This window comes from Acinetobacter sp. AB03 (assembly GCF_058107045.1).
On sequence record NZ_JBUEBA010000002.1, the window covers coordinates 1,073,353 to 1,091,803 of the forward strand.

Annotated in this window: 15 protein-coding genes and 2 pseudogenes; 8 read left to right on the plus strand and 9 right to left on the minus strand. The window is 43.6% G+C overall.

Annotation, left to right across the window (positions count from 1 at the left end; translation table 11 throughout):
* Positions 1-36 precede the first annotated feature (36 nt).
* The gene (locus ACY3FQ_RS05575; protein ID WP_489774388.1) at positions 37-1,059 is read left to right on the plus strand and encodes a DUF1311 domain-containing protein; all 1,023 of its coding nucleotides are present in this window, start codon (positions 37-39) and stop codon (positions 1,057-1,059) included.
* A gap of 100 nt (positions 1,060-1,159) precedes the next feature.
* Here ACY3FQ_RS05575 and ACY3FQ_RS05580 read toward each other — a convergent pair.
* The 8 genes and pseudogenes from ACY3FQ_RS05580 to ACY3FQ_RS05615 all read right to left on the minus strand — a co-directional run bounded on the left by ACY3FQ_RS05580 (position 1,160) and on the right by ACY3FQ_RS05615 (position 10,592).
* Positions 1,160-2,568: pseudogene (locus tag ACY3FQ_RS05580) on the minus strand (short-chain fatty acid transporter).
* 133 nt (positions 2,569-2,701) lie between these two features.
* Positions 2,702-3,331 (minus strand): CoA transferase subunit B, encoded by a 630-nt coding sequence (locus ACY3FQ_RS05585; RefSeq protein WP_279043019.1) that lies wholly within the window; start codon positions 3,329-3,331, stop codon positions 2,702-2,704.
* Between the two features lie 3 nt (positions 3,332-3,334).
* Positions 3,335-4,039 (minus strand): CoA transferase subunit A, encoded by a 705-nt coding sequence (locus ACY3FQ_RS05590; RefSeq protein WP_489773684.1) that lies wholly within the window; start codon positions 4,037-4,039, stop codon positions 3,335-3,337.
* Positions 4,040-4,065: 26 nt separating this feature from the next.
* Positions 4,066-4,968, minus strand: a complete 903-nt coding sequence (locus ACY3FQ_RS05595) for a hydroxymethylglutaryl-CoA lyase (RefSeq protein ID WP_489773685.1) — start codon at positions 4,966-4,968, stop codon at positions 4,066-4,068.
* A complete protein-coding gene (locus ACY3FQ_RS05600) occupies positions 4,965-6,956 on the minus strand; it encodes an acetyl/propionyl/methylcrotonyl-CoA carboxylase subunit alpha (RefSeq protein ID WP_489773686.1) in 1,992 nt (663 codons plus the stop codon). Before ACY3FQ_RS05600 ends, ACY3FQ_RS05595 begins: the two co-directional genes overlap by 4 nt.
* A 20-nt stretch (positions 6,957-6,976) precedes the next feature.
* Positions 6,977-7,771 (minus strand): enoyl-CoA hydratase/isomerase family protein, encoded by a 795-nt coding sequence (locus tag ACY3FQ_RS05605; RefSeq protein ID WP_489773687.1) that lies wholly within the window; start codon positions 7,769-7,771, stop codon positions 6,977-6,979.
* Positions 7,772-7,781: 10 nt separating this feature from the next.
* Positions 7,782-9,383, minus strand: coding sequence for a carboxyl transferase domain-containing protein (locus ACY3FQ_RS05610; RefSeq protein ID WP_078426222.1), 1,602 nt, complete (start codon positions 9,381-9,383; stop codon positions 7,782-7,784).
* Positions 9,384-9,419: 36 nt separating this feature from the next.
* On the minus strand, positions 9,420-10,592 hold the full coding sequence (locus ACY3FQ_RS05615; RefSeq protein ID WP_234964533.1) for an isovaleryl-CoA dehydrogenase: 1,173 nt from the start codon (positions 10,590-10,592) through the stop codon (positions 9,420-9,422).
* Between the two features lie 148 nt (positions 10,593-10,740).
* Between ACY3FQ_RS05615 and ACY3FQ_RS05620 the strand changes: the two genes are divergently transcribed.
* The 7 genes and pseudogenes from ACY3FQ_RS05620 (at position 10,741) to ACY3FQ_RS05650 (ending at position 17,596) form a co-directional block, all read left to right on the plus strand.
* Positions 10,741-11,367, plus strand: a complete 627-nt coding sequence (locus tag ACY3FQ_RS05620; protein ID WP_004982268.1) for a TetR/AcrR family transcriptional regulator — start codon at positions 10,741-10,743, stop codon at positions 11,365-11,367.
* A 100-nt stretch (positions 11,368-11,467) separates the two neighbouring features.
* A complete protein-coding gene (locus ACY3FQ_RS05625; RefSeq protein ID WP_489773688.1) occupies positions 11,468-13,156 on the plus strand; it encodes an AMP-binding protein in 1,689 nt (562 codons plus the stop codon).
* 74 nt (positions 13,157-13,230) lie between these two features.
* A pseudogene (gene bioB / locus ACY3FQ_RS05630) lies at positions 13,231-14,222 on the plus strand (biotin synthase BioB).
* Between the two features lie 70 nt (positions 14,223-14,292).
* Complete coding sequence (locus ACY3FQ_RS05635; protein ID WP_348959644.1) at positions 14,293-14,967, plus strand: class I SAM-dependent methyltransferase; 675 nt, start codon at positions 14,293-14,295, stop codon at positions 14,965-14,967.
* A gap of 53 nt (positions 14,968-15,020) precedes the next feature.
* A complete protein-coding gene (locus tag ACY3FQ_RS05640; RefSeq protein ID WP_107010302.1) occupies positions 15,021-15,818 on the plus strand; it encodes a thioesterase family protein in 798 nt (265 codons plus the stop codon).
* Positions 15,819-15,909: 91 nt separating this feature from the next.
* Positions 15,910-16,683 (plus strand): Rossmann-like and DUF2520 domain-containing protein, encoded by a 774-nt coding sequence (locus ACY3FQ_RS05645; protein WP_278596549.1) that lies wholly within the window; start codon positions 15,910-15,912, stop codon positions 16,681-16,683.
* A 127-nt stretch (positions 16,684-16,810) separates the two neighbouring features.
* Positions 16,811-17,596 carry a fatty acid desaturase family protein gene (locus tag ACY3FQ_RS05650; RefSeq protein WP_489773689.1) on the plus strand — a complete coding sequence of 262 codons (786 nt, stop codon included), beginning with the start codon at positions 16,811-16,813 and terminating at the stop codon, positions 17,594-17,596.
* A 53-nt stretch (positions 17,597-17,649) separates the two neighbouring features.
* On the opposite strand, the gene trmB is transcribed toward ACY3FQ_RS05650, so the two are convergent.
* Positions 17,650-18,366, minus strand: coding sequence for a tRNA (guanosine(46)-N7)-methyltransferase TrmB (gene trmB / locus ACY3FQ_RS05655; protein WP_489773690.1), 717 nt, complete (start codon positions 18,364-18,366; stop codon positions 17,650-17,652).
* Positions 18,367-18,451: the final 85 nt, after the last annotated feature.

The following is an 18,451-nucleotide window of genomic DNA, read 5'->3' on the forward strand; positions in this document are numbered from 1 at the left end:
TGCGAAAAACAACAGCCTTATGGTTTTATAACAATGATGAAGAAAACAATTTTTGCCAGTCTAATCTTGAGCAGTTTATTTTTAAGTGCTTGTAACCGAACAGAGAATAAAACAGAAACGGTTGCTGAACCGCAAGAAATGTCAGATTGGAGTTGTACGGCTCCTGCCAATGTCGAACAAATTCAAGCGCATTTAAAAGTTGAATACTTAAAAGCCCTAGACCGCCGTCTGCGTGATAGCCGTGAATATGAGGCCGATGAAAAATTATTAACGCAGATTAATAACGGTATTCGCTTTGAAATTAAAGGGATTTCAACGACCACAGAAAAGCCTGATACAGCGAAGCAATTGGACTGCGAAAGCCAGTTGGTGGTGATTTTCCCGAAAGGGTTACAGAAACGTGCTGAAAATGCGTTTTTAGCACGTCCATGCGAAGAGTGTGAGGACAGTTATCAAAGTACTTTGCGTGATGTCTTAGAAGAGGGTGAATATTCACTCAACTTAGACAATGATCAGCTACAAGGTGCATTTAGCTATAACATCATTAAAACGGATAAAGAGGGCATTAGCCTGAATGTACCCAATCAAAATGGCGTGATTGATGGTGTAGTGTTGGTGACGCAGCATGCGGTTCAGTTTGCGGCATATGAAAAAGAAAATGCAGAAATACAAAAGAATATAAAACAATATAATGAGCAAGAAGTTGCGCAGATGGAACTGGCACAGAAAGCCATGAATATTCGTAAGAAGGAATTGGATGCTGACCAAGTCAAAGTGGTGGAACGTCTGAACCAAACTTGGGACAATTTCACTGAGGAACAAAAACAGCAGCTACAACAAGACCAAACTGAGTGGTTTGAAAAGCGTGATGTGGACTGTAAAGTGATTTCCCAAAAAAGTGTCTACCAAATGACGGATAGTGAAAAAGAAACCTATCAAAAGCAGTCACAATATTGGGATGATGCTTTACGTGCCCAAGATCAACAATTGCAATATACCAAGTGCTTTAATCAAAAAACCAATGAGCGCATTGTGTATTTAAATAACGTGTTTAATTAATTGGGCTACATTAAAAATACGCTTTATTGAGTATTTATAGAATAAAAAGGACGAATATGATTCGTCCTTTTTTATTTAGATTGTGTTTTTTATCCCTCGTTTAGAAGGTAGGCGGCATATAGGTCAGGCTACGGCCTAAAATCCAAAGTAGGAACAGCACCAAAGGCAGGTGAAAAACCAATTGGGTGACGGTAAAGCCAATCACATCTTTGGCTTTTAATTTGAGAATACCGAGCATTGGTAGCATAAAAAATGGGTTGATTAAATTCGGCAAGGCCTCCGCAGCATTATAGATTTGCACCGACCAGCCCAAATGCACTTTTAAATCGTGTGCAGCTTGCATGACATAGGGTGCTTCAATAATCCATTTACCACCGCCAGAAGGAATGAAAAAGCCTAAAATGGCAGAATATAGGCCCATCACAATGGCAAAGGTTTCTTTGGAGGCAATCGAAACAAAAAACTCAGCAATATAATGTGATAGCGATAAATCATGGCTGTTTAAGGCTTGCGTCATCATAAAGGCGATACTGCCATACAGTGGAAATTGAATCAGAACACCTGAGACCGCTGGCACGGCTTTAGTGACAGCATTGAGGAAATTGCGAGGCGTACCATGCAGTGCAATACCAGCATAAGGAAAATAAAGTTGTAGGTATTTAGGCTTGAAATGGCCAAGATCGGATTGCTTTTGCTGAACTCATTGAACATCCAAACTAGACCCAAGAGTACAATCAAGATACTCAATAAAGGTGAGTTCTCTAACCAGTCTCCTGGGCGTTTTGTGGTTGGAGTCGGTTTGGCATCTTCCTCCAACTGAATAGGGAATTGATCAATGGTTTTAATGTCTTTCCCTTTGGGTGCAGACCAAAATGCAATAGCAATCGAGGCAATAATCAAGACAGCCGTCATGATCATCGACTGAGGCAAGAAAATGGTTTCGGTAAAGGGAATCACACCGGTTAGATTGTAAATCGATTCAGGCAGGCTGGCTTTGTTGGCTTGTAGTTGTGCCGCAGAAGAACTAATACCTAAGGCCCATGTCGCTCCCATACCAATAATCGCGGCGGCAGCAGCAGCACGATAGTCCATATTCAGTTCTTTGCGTTTAGCTAAAGCAATTACCAGCAGGGCAGTCAGTACTGTACTCATGGCCCAGTTTATCAGCGAAATTAATAAACTGACTGTCGCAACAAGTACAATCGCACCGCGGCCACTATGGGGGATTCGGGCCATTTTTTGAATCAGCAGTTCTACAGGCTTTGAAACAGAAACCACATAACCAACCACAATCAGCATACACATTTGTAAGGTAAAAGGAATCAGACTCTAAAAACCATCACCAAAGGAAACTGCGACATCTTTGGCAGGTGCGCCAATGCTGATTGAAGCAATCGCGACGATCACGACACCCAATAGGGCAAAAATATAAGAGTCTGGAAACCATTTCTCCGACCAATCACTGACACGTAGTGCAAAACGTTGCAAAATATTTTGAGAGTTTTCCATGCATTGATTCCATTTTTATCTATGAGGTATGAATTTTTGATTCAGCCTATCCGTGCTGATAGAAATGCCTTTAAAACAGGATCGCTGCTTTAAAGGCATTGGATTATTTTTCTATTGTATAAATGATGTCGAATTAGCGGATGAGGGGAACACCTGTCACTTTTTGAATATCTTCAAAACTGACATCTTTCGCCAGTTCAACTAATTTCACACCTTGCTGTGTAATGTCCATGACACCGAGGTCAGTAATCACGCGATGTACGACATTTTTACCTGTCAGAGGCAGGCTACACTGCTCGACAATTTTCGGTGTACCATCTTTTGCAGAGTGTTCCATGAGCACCACCACTTTTTGTACTCCAGCAACCAAATCCATGGCGCCACCCATGCCTTTGACTTTTTTACCCGGAATCATCCAGTTGGCCAAATCGCCATTTTGTGAGACTTCCATTGCCCCTAAAATGGCGATATTGACATGACCTCCACGGATCATAGCAAAAGAATCTGCACTAGAGAAAAATGCGGCGCCCTGACGTGCAGTAACAGTTTGTTTTCCAGCATTGATTAAATCGGCATCGACTGTTTCCGCCGTTGGAAACTCGCCAATACCCAACAATCCATTTTCAGACTGCAACCAGACGTTGACATTTTCAGGAATATAGTTGGCCACCAGTGTGGGTAAGCCAATGCCTAAATTGACATAAAAACCATTTTCCAGCTCAAGCGCTGCACGTTGTGCCATTTCATTACGAGACCAAGCCATAGGTTAAGCCTCCTCTTTTAATGTGAGTTGTTCGATACGTTTTTCAGGGGTTGCATTCAGTACAATGCGATTGACATAAATACCCGGCAGGTGAATCTGGTCTGGATCTAAAGCGCCAATTTCAACAATTTCCTCAACTTCGACAATGCAGACTTTTCCAGCCATCGCACATACTGGATTAAAGTTTTGTGCGGTTTTACGGAAAATTAAGTTACCTGCAGTATCGGCCTTGTATGCCTTCACGAGTGCAATGTCAGCGGTGAGCGAGTTTTCTAGAATATATGGTTTGCCATTAAACTCACGTTCTTCTTTGCCTTCGGCAATGATCGTACCTACGCCTGTTGCGGTAAAGAAGGCAGGGATACCTGCACCTCCAGCACGGAGTTTTTCTGCCAGCGTGCCTTGAGGGGTAAGCTCCACTTCAAACTCACCACTTAAGAACTGACGTTCAAATTCTTTGTTTTCACCTACATAGGAAGCAATCATTTTTTTGATTTGTTTGCTTTCTAATAAGAGACCTAAGCCGAAACCATCGACGCCTGCATTGTTTGAAATACAGGTGAGGTTTTTCACGCCCGTTTGTTTTAAGGCGGCAATCAGACTTTCTGGAATACCGCATAAACCAAAGCCACCAACCGCTAAGGTTTGACCATCTTGAACCACATCTTGCAGTGCATCCTTTGCACTTGAATAAACTTTATTGACCATAGTGTTCTCGTTATCAATTGAATGGCTTAGGCACAGCGCTTTTGCCAGTAGGCATTGGCATAGTTAGATGGATTGGTACGTTGTAGTACTTGGCTGATGTTTTGGCTGGCAATCATCAGTGCATCAAGATCAATCCCTGTGTCATAGCCTATGTTGGAGAGTAGGTAGTAAAGGTCTTCTGTGGAGACATTGCCCGATGCACCTTTGGCATAAGGGCAGCCACCTAGACCTGCAATTGACGAATCAAATACACGAATGCCTTGTTCTAAAGACTGGTAAATATTGGCAATGGCCATGCCATAGGTATTGTGAAAATGTCCTGCTAAACTCGCGGCATCCATTTCAGCTAAACATGCCTGCCAGACTTTTTTCACGCGGTCTGGTGTCGCCGTGCCAATCGTTTCACCTAAGGACACTTCATAGAAGCCCATGTCCAGCAAACGTTGACTGACGTGTGCAACTTTGCTCGGTGCAATTGCACCTTCATAGGGGCAGTCGACAATACAAGACACATAACCACGCACTTTGATGTTATGGGCTTTAGCGGCAGTCATGATGTCTGCAAATTTTTCAAAGCTTTCGTCAATGGAGCAATTGATGTTCTTTTGGGTAAAGCTTTCAGAGGCTGCTGTAAAAACGGCAACCTCCTGACAGCCGACGGCCAAAGCAGACTCAAACCCTTTTAAGTTCGGAGTCAGTAAACTAAAACTGATATTCGGATCTTTAGGTAAGCTGGCAAAGAGTTCGTCACTTTGTGCCATTTGTGGCACCCACTTTGCAGAGACGCAAGAACCCACTTCAATGGCACTGAGTCCTGTCTGCATTAAATCTAAAATCAGTTTGCGACGGTCATCCAAGGTGAGCGGTGTCTTTTCATTTTGCAAACCATCTCGCGGCCCGACTTCGACAATTTTGACAAATTCACTCATGCGGCACCTTCCAAGCTTGAAAACTCAACCAATTCATCACCCGCTTTGACCTGATCACCGACTTGGAAGTAAGCCGTAGAGACAATGCCGTCATGTGGAGCACGAATTGAATATTCAATTTTCATCGCTTCCAGCGTGAGTAATACATCATCTTTTTTCACTGCGCTGTTGTTTTGTACCAAGACTTGCGTGATCACACCCGGCATTGGTGCTTTTAAGTTGTTGGCATCAGAAGCATCATCTTCCGTATTAAAGTTAGGCTGAATATGTGCAAACTTATAGCTTTGACCATCTGCATACAGGGTTAGGCCCTGTGCATTTGAACTATAAGCATAGGTCTTTTTGCTTGTTGCACATTCAATTTTAGCTAAATGTGCCTCTAACAATTCACCCTGAATGAAAACGCTATGTTCATTGTACTTTGCTGTAAAGCCTTTTGCCGCTGGGCTGAAATAGACTTTATGTTCTTCATCGTTCAGTGCCAGTTTAATGGCATAGCTGGCATTAAGATTTAAACGCCATAGAGACTCGGCTTGCCATACAGGATTTGCAGCTGTTTTATTGTTGGCAAAACGGGACAAGAGTTCAATCAGTGCTGCCGTAATGATGAGCTCTGAAGAGGCTGTTTCATTGTGTTGCAATAAAAACGCTTCTTCACGTTGAATTAAGTTGGTGTCTAGATTGGCGGTTTTAAAAGACTCTGAACGGACCAAACGGTCTAAGAATGCAATGTTATTGCCCAAGCCATCGACATGAAATTGACTCAGTGCGTGGTGCATTTGGGTGAGTGCTGCTTCACGATTCTTTGCCCAAACAATTAATTTGGCAATCATTGGGTCGTAAAAGGTCGTGATTTCATCCCCTTCAACGATGCCACTGTCTACACGGACATGCTCATTTTGCTGAGGGTAGTGCAGGTAGTGGATTTTCCCAATCGCAGGTAAGAAACCTTTTTCAGGCTCTTCAGCATAGACACGCGCTTCTAATGCATGACCATGAATACTGAGCTCGTGTTGTTGTTTAGGCAGCCGTTCACCAAAAGCGACACGTAGTTGCCATTCCACCAAATCTTGCCCTGTAATCATCTCTGTTACAGGATGCTCAACTTGCAGGCGGGTATTCATTTCCATGAAATACGCCGTGCCGTCTTGTTCCACAATAAATTCAACTGTACCTGCACCGACATAATCCACTGCACGTGCTGCATCAATAGCGGCTTGGCGCATGGCTTCGAGTTTTGGCTCTGCCATTTGGGGTGCAGGTGCTTCTTCTAATACTTTTTGATGGCGACGTTGTACCGAACAATCGCGTTCAAAGAGGTGCACATAGTTACCATGTGTATCACCAAAAACTTGTACTTCAATATGGCGCGGTTGTACTACATAGCGTTCAACCAGAACATCGTCATTGCCAAAGCTTGAACGCGCCTCACTTTTACATGAAGCTAGATGGCTTAAAAAGTCTTCGCCGCGATCAACTAAACGCATGCCTTTACCACCACCGCCAGCACTGGCTTTAATCAGCACAGGGTAGCCAATGGCATCGGCTTGTTGTTTTAAAAAATCAGGATCTTGGTTGGTGCCATGGTAGCCCGGTGTCAGCGGTACGCCTGCTTTTTCCATTAACGATTTTGAGGTGGCTTTGAGGCCCATGGCTAAAATGGCATCTACAGGTGGGCCAATAAAGACAATGTTGTTTTCTTGGCAGGCATTGGCAAATTGGTCATTTTCAGACAAAAAGCCATAACCTGGATGAATCGCCTCTGCACCTGTGTCTAAGGCAGCTTGGATAATACGTTCAATTTGTAGGTAGCTTTGTGCAGCAGGAGATTCGCCAATATAAATGGCTTCATCGGCTTGTTGCACGTGCTGTGCTTGAGCGTCAGCATCTGAATAGACTGCAACGGTGGCAATGCCCATTTTTTTTGCAGTTCGGATCACACGACAAGCAATTTCACCACGGTTCGCAATTAAGATTTTATTAAACATATCGATATCCTTTCTTGTTGTTATGCCGTCGTCTTGATCCAGACTGGACTGTGTTTATTTAAAAAAGCATTTAAGCCATTTTTCGCCTCTGATCCTTGGCGTACATGGGCAATATGTTGTGCGGTTTGCAACAATAATGCTTCAGTTAACACTTGCTGGTCGACCATTTGGATGAGTTGTTTTGAAGCAGTTTGTGCTGTTGGCCCACCCAAAAGTAAGGCATCGACCATTTCTGCGACTTTTTCATCTAACTGTTTAGCATCGGCCACCACATGCGCCAGACCAATGTGTAGGGCTTGCTCCGCAGAAATACGCTCTGCGGTTAAAAAGTAGCGTGAAGCCTGACGTGCACCAATCGCACGAATCACATAAGGGCTAATGGTTGAAGGGGCTAAACCTAAGCGCACTTCAGAGGTCGCAAACTTAGCATCACTGCTTGCCACACAAATATCACAGGCAGAAGCCAGTCCCATCCCACCACCAAAAGCAATGCCTTGCACACGGGCGATGGTCGGTTGTTTTAATGTCGCTAAACTTTGTAGCATTTTCGCTAGTTTTAATGCATCGGCTTCATTTTCAGCCTGTGAGGCTTGTCCTGCTTCTTTCATCCAGTTTAGGTCAGCACCTGCAGAGAAGCTTTTGCCACGTCCAGCTAAAATCACCACACGAACATCATCACGCGTGTTGAGTTCGCTAAAGCAGCGGTGCAGTTCTTCAATCACTTGAGTATTGAAGGCATTATGCATTTCTGCACGATTAATCCATACCGTTGCCACTTGGTCGCGTTGTTCGAGTTGTAAATATTGAAAGCTCATTGCTCATCTCCTACATGCGGAACACGCCGAATTTGGTCGGTTGGATGGGTGCATTTAAGGCTGCGGCTAAACTTAAACCGAGCACCTGACGGCTTTGTGCAGGGTCAATCACACCGTCATCCCACAAACGCGCCGATGCATAATATGGATGGCCTTGACGTTCAAACTGATCGCGGAAAGGTTGTTTAAAATCATCTTCTTCTGCCGCAGACCAAGACTCGCCACGTTTTTCGATTTGATCACGCTTTAAGGTCGACAATACACTTGCCGCTTGTTCACCACCCATCACCGAAATACGCGAGTTCGGCCATGTCCACATGAAGCGTGGAGAATAGGCACGACCACACATACCGTAGTTGCCTGCACCAAATGAACCACCAATCACAAGAGTGAGTTTCGGCACGTTCGCGGTTGCAACAGCCATGACCAGTTTGGCGCCATTTTTGGCAATGCCTTCATTTTCGTATTGGCGACCGACCATAAAGCCAGTAATGTTTTGAAGGAACAGTAGGGGAATATTGCGCTGCGTACATAGCTCAATAAAGTGAGCCCCTTTTTGTGCAGATTCTGAAAATAAAATACCGTTGTTGGCAATAATGCCAACGGGCATGCCATAGATTTTGGCAAAACCTGTGACTAAGGTGGTGCCAAAGCGAGCTTTGAATTCATCAAAACGTGAACCATCGACAATGCGCGCAATTACTTCACGAATATCGAATGGTTTGCGTGCATCACTTGGAACAACACCATACAGTTCTGATGCATCAAATAATGGTTCTTCAATCTCTGTTGCACGTGTATGTGGTGTTTTATTCAGGTTCGCTACGATATTACGAGCAATGGCAATGGCATGTTCGTCGTTCTCAGCTAAATGATCCGCTACACCAGACAGGCGAGTATGCACATCACCACCGCCTAAGTCTTCACTGCTGACCACTTCACCTGTTGCTGCTTTCACCAACGGTGGGCCACCTAAGAAAATCGTCCCTTGATTACGCACAATAATGGTTTCATCAGACATGGCTGGTACGTATGCCCCCCCAGCCGTACAACTGCCCATTACCACCGCAATTTGGGCAATTCCCATGCTCGACATGCGTGCTTGATTATAGAAAATACGGCCAAAGTGATCGCGGTCAGGGAAAACTTCGTCCTGCATTGGTAAGTAGGCACCACCTGAGTCAACCAAATAAATACAGGGCAGATGGTTTTGCTCCGCAATTTCTTGAGCACGTAAGTGTTTTTTCACAGTTAGTGGGTAGTACGTGCCGCCTTTTACTGTCGCATCGTTGGCGACGATCATGCAGGTCACACCATTGACCTGACCTACACCAGCAACGACACCAGCCGCAGGCACATCGTCTGCATAGACGTTTTGTGCCGCCAACTGACCAATTTCAAGGAATGCCGTGCCTGCATCAATTAACTGATCAATACGATCACGTGCTAACAGTTTTCCGCGTGCCAAATGTTTTTGTCGCGCCGCTTCACCGCCGCCTAAAGCAATTTGTTCTGCTTTTTGCTTTAAGTCATCGACCAAGCTTTGCATTGCGGTTTGGTTGGTTTTGAAGTCTTCACTTCGAATATTGATCTTGCTATGTAATTGATTCATCACGAACATCCTTGTCATTTTTATTGTTGTGGAGGATTAAGCTGTTTCATTAAACAGTTCACGGCCAATCAACATACGGCGAATTTCAGAAGTTCCCGCGCCAATTTCATAGAGTTTTGCATCGCGCCATAGACGGCCTGCAGAGAATTCATTGATATAGCCATTTCCACCTAAGGTCTGAATGGTTTCACCCGCCATCCACGTGGCTTTTTCCGCAGCATATAAAATTGCACTGGCTGCATCTTTACGTAGGCTACGGCTATGGTCAGCCTTGTCGCACTCAGCACCCACGGCATAAACCAACGCTTTACATGCCAACCAAGTCGAATACATATCGGCAATTTTACCTTGCATCAACTGGAACTCACCGAGCGCTTGGCCGAATTGTTTACGGTCATGGATATAGGGAATCACGGTGTCCATGCAGGCATCCATAATGCCTAAAGGACCTGCGCTTAAAACCGCACGCTCATAGTCCAAACCACTCATGAGCACTTTCGTGCCGTTTCCTACACCGCCCATCACGTTTTCTTTTGGCACTTTCACATTGTCAAAGAACAGTGGGTAAGTGTTCGAACCACGCATGCCCAACTTGTCTAAATGTGTGCCGTGGCTAAAACCTTCCATGTCTTTTTCTACAAGGAAAGCCGTCATGCCTTTAGCGCCTGCATGCAGATCCGTTTTGGCATAAACCACAAGCACATCAGCATCACCACCATTGGTGATCCACATTTTTGAACCATTTAACAGGAAGTGATCGCCACAATCTTCAGCTTTGAGTTTCATGCTCACCACGTCTGAGCCTGCATTTGGTTCAGACATTGCGAGTGCACCGACGTATTCACCTGAAATTAGCTTCGGTAAATAGCGCTGCTTTTGTTCTTCGCTGCCGTTTCGGTTAATTTGATTCACACATAGGTTAGAATGTGCACCATAAGAAAGACCTATCGAAGCTGAAGCACGTGAGATTTCTTGCATGGCAATGATATGCGCTAAATAACCTAGGCCTGTACCGCCATATTCTTCACTGACGGTCAGACCGAGTAAGCCCATATCGCCAAATTTTTTCCACAACTGAGCTGGAAATTCGTTGTTCTGATCGACTTTTTGCGCAATAGGAGTAATTTCCTTGGCACAAAAAGCCGCAACGGAATCACGCAGTGCAATGAGTGTTTCATCTAAACCGAAATTTAAGCTTTGTAGGGTCATTTCTTCATTCGTCCTATGAGTGTATTTATTGTTCCTGATAAAGCATTTTTGTTGTGCTTGATTTTTACAATACATCGAATTTTTAAAAAAGTGAACTAAAATTCACAAATTGATTTACAATTCATTTTATCTGGTTGAGAATAGAATTATGAGTTATAAAAGATCATCGTTGATGCAAGAACGAATGGAACAAAATCGTGAAGCGATTTTGCAATCCGCTCGTGAACTTATTGCTCAAGGGGGGATTAAAGACGCGCAAATTCAAGCAATTGCTGAACGCGCGGGTGTTTCGAGTGGTTTGGTGTATCGATACTTCGATAACAAAAGCCAAGTGTTAATTGAGGTTTTGTCTGAAGCCATACAGCATGAGGTGAAAATTTTAAATCACATTGCTGAAAGTGAGCTCTCGTCAAAACAGAAATTGGACAAGGCGGTAACCACGTTTGTGAAACGTGCCATGAATAGCCCCCAACTTGCGTATTCACTCATGTTTGAACCAGTCGATGCTGAGTTAGAACATGAACGTTTTCGCAGTAAACAGCTGATTAAACAGAGCATCAAAGAAATACTGGCCGCAGGGAAAATTAACGGTGAGTTTGGATTTGAAGATTTAAATACCGCAGCACTTTGTGTGGTCGGCGCCATGACTTTTGTGGTGATTGAGCCTTTAAATCCGTCTCGAAATGTGATGTTTGATCAAAACTATAAAGACTACTTTGTGAAACAAATTGCCGAATTTTGTGTCAATGCAGTTCAGGTTCAGGAGGAAAAATAGTAGCAGGTGTGAACACAAAGGCTTGGTGTTTGAAGGGAAGTAGTCATAGAACAATTAAAGTTGAATAACAAGATTACAATGAATCAAGGAGATCGATTCGATGACACAAGAACGGTTAAGTTATGCCTATGGAACGAGTAGTCAACCCCTATTAGGCATGACGATTGGTGAGAAATTTGATCAGGCTTGTCAGCAGTATGCGGAACAAGATGCTGTTGTCAGCCTGCATCAAAATGTCAGACTCACGTATAAGGAATTACAAGCTCAGGTCAATGCGTTTGCCTGTAGTTTACTAAAACTGGGCTTGAAGAAAGGCGATCGACTTGCGATTTGGTCACCGAACTGTGTGGAATGGACGATCACCCAGTTTGCTGCGTTTAAAGCAGGCATCATTTTAGTCAACTTGAACCCTGCCTATAAAAGTAATGAGCTCGAATATGTATTGAATAAAGTCTCTTGTAAGGGCTTGGTCATTGCATCGCAATTTAAAACCACGAATTATCAAGATATTCTAATGAAAATTGCACCTGAAATTAAAGGTGCTGAAAATAAAGTGTTAAAGGCAGAACGACTGCCACATTTGAAATATATTATTAAAATTGATGAAGAAGAGCATACGGGTTTGCATCGTTTTAGCGATTTGCTCACTCCCCCCAGCAAGAGACAGCTCAATCAATTAGAGCTCGTTGCAAGCGAATCGCAGTTTGATGAAACCATCAATATCCAGTTTACTTCGGGCACCACGGGTAACCCGAAAGGCACAATGCTGACACATAATAATATTTTAAATAATGGTTATTTTGTTGGTGAAGCCATTCACTTAAATCCAGCCGATCGAGTCTGTATTTCTGTACCGCTCTTTCACTGTTTCGGTATGGTGATGGGTAATTTGGCCTGTATTACGCATGGTTCAACCATGGTCTATCCATCGGCGGTGTTCAATCCTTTAGAAACGTTAAAAGCCATTCAGCAAGAAAAATGTACGGCTGCATTCGGTGTACCGACCATGTTCATTGCCATTTTAGAGCATGAACAGTTTGATGATTTTGATCTTTCTAGTTTACGTACAGGCATTATGGCGGGTAGTCCGTGCCCACGTGAAATTATGCAACGTGTTATTGATCGGATGCATATGTCTGAAATTACCATTTGCTATGGTATGACTGAAACGGCACCAGTCAGTGCACAAAGTTCAACATCAGATTCAGTTGAACAACGGGTCGGAACCGTAGGGCGTGTCCATCCACATCTTGAAATTAAAATTGTAGATGAACAAGGCAAAGTCGTACCACGTGGTCAGTTGGGTGAACTGTGTGTTCGTGGCTATTCGGTGATGTTGGGGTATTGGGAAGATCATGAAAAGTCGCAAGAAGTGATTGATTCAGCTCGTTGGATGCATACGGGCGACATCGCAGAAATGGACGAAGCCGGTTTTGTGAAAATTAAAGGCCGGATTAAGGATGTGGTCATTCGTGGTGGAGAAAACCTATTCCCGAAAGAAATCGAAGACTTTTTATATACCCATCCTGATGTTAGTGATGTCCAAGTCATTGGTCTGCCCGATGCACGTTATGGTGAAGAGTTGTGTGCTTGTATTATTTTACATGAGCATCATGAAATTACTGAAGAGTCGATCCGTCAGTACTGTGCGGAACATATTTCACACAATAAAGTTCCACGTTATGTCCGGTTTTTTAATGAGTTCCCAATGACGGCTTCGGGCAAAGCGCAGAAGTTTAAATTGCAGGAATTTATGCGTAATGAACTGGATTTGAAAGAAATCGCATAAGGTTGAAGACGGACTTTCCTTTGCTGGGTTAAAGCCAAAGGAAAGTCCGAAGTGAAAAGCAAAAGGAATAGCATATGCACCTGAGAAATGATTGGACTCGCGCTGAAATACAAGCACTCTACCAACAGCCTTTTTTAGATTTGGTCTTTCAAGCACAGCAAATTCATCGTCAGTACTTTGAAGCGAATGCCATTCAAGTCAGTACTTTGCTGTCGATCAAAACAGGAAAATGCCCTGAAGACTGCAAATACTGTTCACAGTCTGCGCGCTATGACTCAAAGCTTGAAGCTGAAAAAAGAATTGCGGTTGAAAAGGTCATTAGCGAAGCACAGCAGGCGAAAGCCTCGGGTTCTACACGGTTTTGTATGGGCGCGGCATGGCGAAATCCACATGAGCGCGATATGCCTTATGTCTTGGATATGGTGCGCGAAGTTAAAGCTTTGGGTTTAGAAACCTGTATGACGCTAGGCATGCTGAATGCTTCACAAGCCGAACGTTTAAAAGGTGCAGGACTCGATTATTACAACCATAACTTAGACACGTCTCGTGAGTACTATCCAAATGTGATTAGTACCCGTAGTTTTGTGACCGTTTGGATACCTTAAGTCATGTTCGAGAGGCAGGCTTAAAAGTGTGTAGTGGCGGGATTGTTGGCCTAGGCGAAGAGACCAAAGATCGAATTGGGTTATTGTTTGAATTGGCGACCTTACCGATACATCCTGAGTCTGTGCCGATCAACATGCTGGTTCCAATGCAAGGTACGCCTTTGGCAGAAGTTGACAAGTTAGATGTGACCGAGTGGATTCGTACTATTGCGGTAGCGCGCATTATTATGCCGAAAAGCTATATTCGTCTGTCCGCGGGACGTGAATCGTTGTCCGATGCCGATCAAGCTTTGGCTTTCATGGCAGGCGCAAATTCACTGTTTTCGGGTGAGAAATTGCTGACTACGCCAAATACGGCACAAGGCAAGGACCAACAGCTGTTTCAAAAACTGGGTCTACATGCAGAAAAAGCCAAACCGCAACTTGCTGAGTTAACAGTCGATGCCATGGCTGTGGCTTAAGTGCTAGAACTTGCGGTCATGAAAGTGTAGATTTAGGGCGACGATTAAAAGTAGATGAGTGAACAATAAAATGGCGAAAGACTTTCAGAGTCAAACTGTAGTGGATGGTTATGATCAACATATTCGTAAGCTCATTCCAGGTTATGAGTTGGTTCATCTGCAAATTCAAGCCATTTTAAAAACACATTTACCAGAACATGCGCATGTATTGATTGTGGGATGTGGTACAGGTTATGAGCTTTCATATTTGTTGGCGCAGCATCCGACGTGGAGTTTTACCGCTGTCGACCCGTCTTTGACTATGATTGAAAAAGCGCAACAGTTATTGAGCGAGACCCATAGAGATTTAACGCGGGTTCACTTTGTGCATGGTGATACGACGGCATTACAGGAAAGTGCACAGTTTGACGCCGCTTTAGCCATATTGGTGGCACATTTTATTCCACTTGAAGCAAAGTCATTCTTCTTTGCCGACATTTTACGCTGTCTTAAAGCACAAGCTATTTTACTGAGCTATGACCTGATGCGTTCTAGTGATGACACTGAACTCAAGGTTTTACAAACCTTATGTCAGAGCAATGGTTTGACGGTGGTACAGAGTGAAAAAATGATTGAGCGCCTACAACAAGATTTTTATTTGATCTCGGCCAGCCAGATGCAAGAGCTTCTGACTAAAGTTGGATTTCATGAAGTACGAACTTATAGTCAACTGTTGAATTATTATGGTTTTTTTGCACAAAAGTAAGAACCAATGGCAGTGAAAAGATACATTTTAAAGATAAAAATGAAGGAATACACATGGCAGCCTATTATCAACTTTTAAGTCGTGAACAGCACAGTGATGGGAGCTGTACGGCATCTTATCTTTCCAATATTCATGCACAAGGCGCATGGAATCCGCATGAACAGCACATGGCATCTGCAACAGGGGTTTTGTGTGCGGAGTTAGAGCAGTTTCAACCACGTGATGAGATGCGCATTGGACGCGTGAGTTTAGATATTTTTGGACTGATCGCTTTTGGTGAGTTTACCGTGCATACCCGTGTCATTCGTGCTGGAAAAACCATTGAACTGATCGAGGCGGAAATGCAGGCAAATGGGAAGACTTGTATTGTAGCCCGTGCTTGGAAAATGATGAAGCAAGATACCAGTGCAATTGCAGGGCTAGAAGATCAATCGATTGTACATCCTGAAACTTTGCCAGTATGGGATGGGATGAAATGTTGGCCGGGTGGTTATATTCAGAGTATTGAGACACGTGCGGCAGAAGGGCACCGTGCTGGTAAAGGCATTGTCTGGTTACATAATGATTTGGACATGGTGGAAGCTCAGAAAACATCAAGTTTTGTGCGCTTATTGGGTATGGTGGATACAGCCAACGGTATTGTCCCACGTCAAAATCCAGCATCTGGATGGGGCTTTCCCAATTTAGATCTACAACTGCATTTATACCGTTTACCTCAAGGGAAATGGTTAGGTTTGGAAGCGACTCAGCAATATGGTGATGATGGTATTGGCTTAACCAGTGCGGTTTTGCACGATGAGCAAGGGCCATTTGGCCGTAGTGAACAGATTTTGACTCTTCGTAAGTTTTAGTTAGTCAGTGTCAATTTAATAAAAAAAGGATGAATTGCTTCATCCTTTTTTTATTGGCATGCTGTAGGCACTTTAAAATAGTGAAATGAAGATGCGGATCAGTTTAATTGGAGCGGGGCGGGTGGCTCATCATTTGGCCAAAGCCCTGATGTCTCAGCATGAAATCGTCAATATTTATAGCCGAAGCTTCGACAAAGCTGCGGATTTAGCGCAAGTTGCACATGCAAAGGCGGTCAGTCATTTTAAGCAGTTAAATGCTGATGTGGATTTGGTGATGATTGCAGTAAGTGATCAGTCTATTCCGAGTGTGATTTTGGCCTTGACTGAATATCTGCCGAATGTGTTGATTGTACATACTTCGGGGAGTACAGCGCTTTCAGTTTTGTCTACGAAACATGCACGTGCAGGAGTTTTTTATCCCTTACAGACCTTTAGCTTAGAACGTGAAATTGATTGGTCAAATACACCGTTGTTTGTAGAAGCCACTGAAAATACGGATCTTCAAAGACTACATATACTGGCAGAAAGCCTGAGCCAACGCGTGTATAGCTACAGCTCTGCGCAGCGTCTAAGTTTGCATTTAGCGGCTGTCTTTGCCTGTAATTTTAGTAATTATTGTTATGACATGGCGAAACAAGTGGTGGATGCAGAGCAGGTCGATTTTAGTCTGCTACAACCATTGATCTTAGAAACCGCACAGAAAGCTATACAGAATGATCCGAAGCAGATGCAAACTGGCCCTGCGATGCGTCAGGATCAGAATATTCTAAAGATGCATCAACAGATGCTTGCACAAGCTCAACGAGCAGATCTTGCTGAAGTGTATGCTTTAATGAGTCAGCAGATTAGTCAACGTCACCGTTGACATTCAATATAATAAACGAAGAAATGAATCACAAAGAACAAGCAAAGCCACTGAAAACGTGGCTTTTTTTATGCCCTAAGATTCGGTACAGTGTTGCTTAAAATAAATACAAACAAATAGAGGGTATATGCGTTCACATTCATTATTAGAACAAGTGCAGTGGAAAGATCTCGTTCAGTTAGGCCGTAGCGATGTGATTAGTGAGTTATTTATCTCTTTACCGTGGTTGATCGTCTCTTTCATTTTTGCAGGTTTACAGTGGTATGTCTTGGCGCTGTTTTGCTCGTTTATGTTTTTTTTAACAGGGCTCAGACAGGTGCATAACGCCTTTCATTTTGCCTTAGGTATTAGTCGACCTGCGACCCATTGGGTCATGTTTGTTTTGAGCATCGTCATGCTCGGTTCGATGCATGCTGTACAAATTAATCACCTCCGCCACCATCAGCACTGTATGCAGGACGAAGATATTGAAGCAAAAAGTGCAACCATGCAGTGGTGGAAAGCTTTGCTTTTTGGCCCTGTTTTTCCATGGATGTTGCATAAAAAAGCCTTTGAGGTTGGGACTAAAACCCAGAAAAAATGTATGACTGCTGAGCTGGTTGCCAACGTCATTGTCTTGTTTTTGGTTTTTATGGTCTTGGATATCAGTATTTTAAAATACCATGTCAGTGCCATGTTGATTGGGCAATGTATGACGGCATTTTTTGCAGTGTGGACGGTGCATCATGATACGGAAGATCATGTCTATATGGCGCGTACTGTGCGTAATGAGTTTAAACGGATCGTGACCTACAACATGTTTTATCATGTGGAGCATCATTTGTTTCCCGCAGTGCCGACACGACGTTTACATATTTTGGCAAAACGTTTGGATGAACATGATCCAACGGTTGAAATTCGGCATGTGTTTTAAAACATCGGCCATAAAAATAGGGCTCTAGGCCCTATTTTTATGAGATCTAAAATTTATTTAATTTTCTTAAATAAGAAGTCGTTGATCTTATGACCTTCTTCGAGTCCACGACGTTCAAATTTAGTTTGTGGACACCAGTCTGGACGTGGGTAGCTGTTGCCTTTTCCTGCCATATTTTCAAGATTTGGACGGTTATCGAGTACATCAATCATCCATTCTGCATATGGTTCCCAGTCTGTCGCTGCGTGGAATGTGCCACCCATTTCTAACTTTTGCTCAACCAGTGGCATACGGTCATGGGATACGAAGCGACGTTTGAAGTGACGTTTTTTCTGCCATGGGTCTGGGAAGTACAGTTGCACAGCGTTGATGCTGTTATCTGGCATTTCACGTAATACTTGAATGGCATCTGCATCTAAAAGACGAAGATTGGTTAAGCCTGCAATTCCAGCTTCATACACACATTGCGCGATCCCTGGAACATGCACTTCAATCCCGACATAGTTACGTTCAGGGTTGGCCTGCGCCATCAAGACCAATGAACGTCCCATACCAAAGCCAATTTCAACCGTGAGCGGACGCTCTGGATGTTCAAACTGCTGACGTAAGTCGCCTACAGGATATTCCAAAATCATGTGACCATATTGTTCAAGCGCAGTGCGTTGCGAGGTGTTCAGCGGAGATGAACGACGCATAAATGTCACAATTTCGCGGTGTTCATTTAAGTTGTCTAGCTCGACGACTTGCTGGTCTAATTGATCATTCGTCATAATTTTGGCAGATGTAGAAATTCGAAAGCGGTATTGTAAGTCCTGAGCAGGACAAGTCAAATTTTTTACTCAGAATTTATCAAAT

Excerpts from the sequence above, each read along its gene's own strand:
- ACY3FQ_RS05605 (WP_489773687.1), bottom strand. The coding sequence starts at position 7,771 with ATGAGCTTTCAATATTTACAACTCGAACAACGCGACCAAGTGGCAACG.
- ACY3FQ_RS05595 (WP_489773685.1), bottom strand. The coding sequence starts at position 4,968 with ATGAGTGAATTTGTCAAAATTGTCGAAGTCGGGCCGCGAGATGGTTTG.
- ACY3FQ_RS05585 (WP_279043019.1), bottom strand. The coding sequence starts at position 3,331 with ATGGCTTGGTCTCGTAATGAAATGGCACAACGTGCAGCGCTTGAGCTG.
- ACY3FQ_RS05600 (WP_489773686.1), bottom strand. The coding sequence starts at position 6,956 with ATGTTTAATAAAATCTTAATTGCGAACCGTGGTGAAATTGCTTGTCGT.
- ACY3FQ_RS05575 (WP_489774388.1), top strand. The coding sequence starts at position 37 with ATGAAGAAAACAATTTTTGCCAGTCTAATCTTGAGCAGTTTATTTTTA.
- ACY3FQ_RS05610 (WP_078426222.1), bottom strand. The coding sequence starts at position 9,383 with ATGAATCAATTACATAGCAAGATCAATATTCGAAGTGAAGACTTCAAA.
- ACY3FQ_RS05615 (WP_234964533.1), bottom strand. The coding sequence starts at position 10,592 with ATGACCCTACAAAGCTTAAATTTCGGTTTAGATGAAACACTCATTGCA.
- ACY3FQ_RS05640 (WP_107010302.1), top strand. The coding sequence starts at position 15,021 with ATGGCAGCCTATTATCAACTTTTAAGTCGTGAACAGCACAGTGATGGG.
- trmB (WP_489773690.1), bottom strand. The coding sequence starts at position 18,366 with ATGACGAATGATCAATTAGACCAGCAAGTCGTCGAGCTAGACAACTTA.
- ACY3FQ_RS05625 (WP_489773688.1), top strand. The coding sequence starts at position 11,468 with ATGACACAAGAACGGTTAAGTTATGCCTATGGAACGAGTAGTCAACCC.
- ACY3FQ_RS05650 (WP_489773689.1), top strand. The coding sequence starts at position 16,811 with ATGCGTTCACATTCATTATTAGAACAAGTGCAGTGGAAAGATCTCGTT.
- ACY3FQ_RS05635 (WP_348959644.1), top strand. The coding sequence starts at position 14,293 with ATGGCGAAAGACTTTCAGAGTCAAACTGTAGTGGATGGTTATGATCAA.
- ACY3FQ_RS05645 (WP_278596549.1), top strand. The coding sequence starts at position 15,910 with ATGCGGATCAGTTTAATTGGAGCGGGGCGGGTGGCTCATCATTTGGCC.
- ACY3FQ_RS05620 (WP_004982268.1), top strand. The coding sequence starts at position 10,741 with ATGAGTTATAAAAGATCATCGTTGATGCAAGAACGAATGGAACAAAAT.
- ACY3FQ_RS05590 (WP_489773684.1), bottom strand. The coding sequence starts at position 4,039 with ATGGTCAATAAAGTTTATTCAAGTGCAAAGGATGCACTGCAAGATGTG.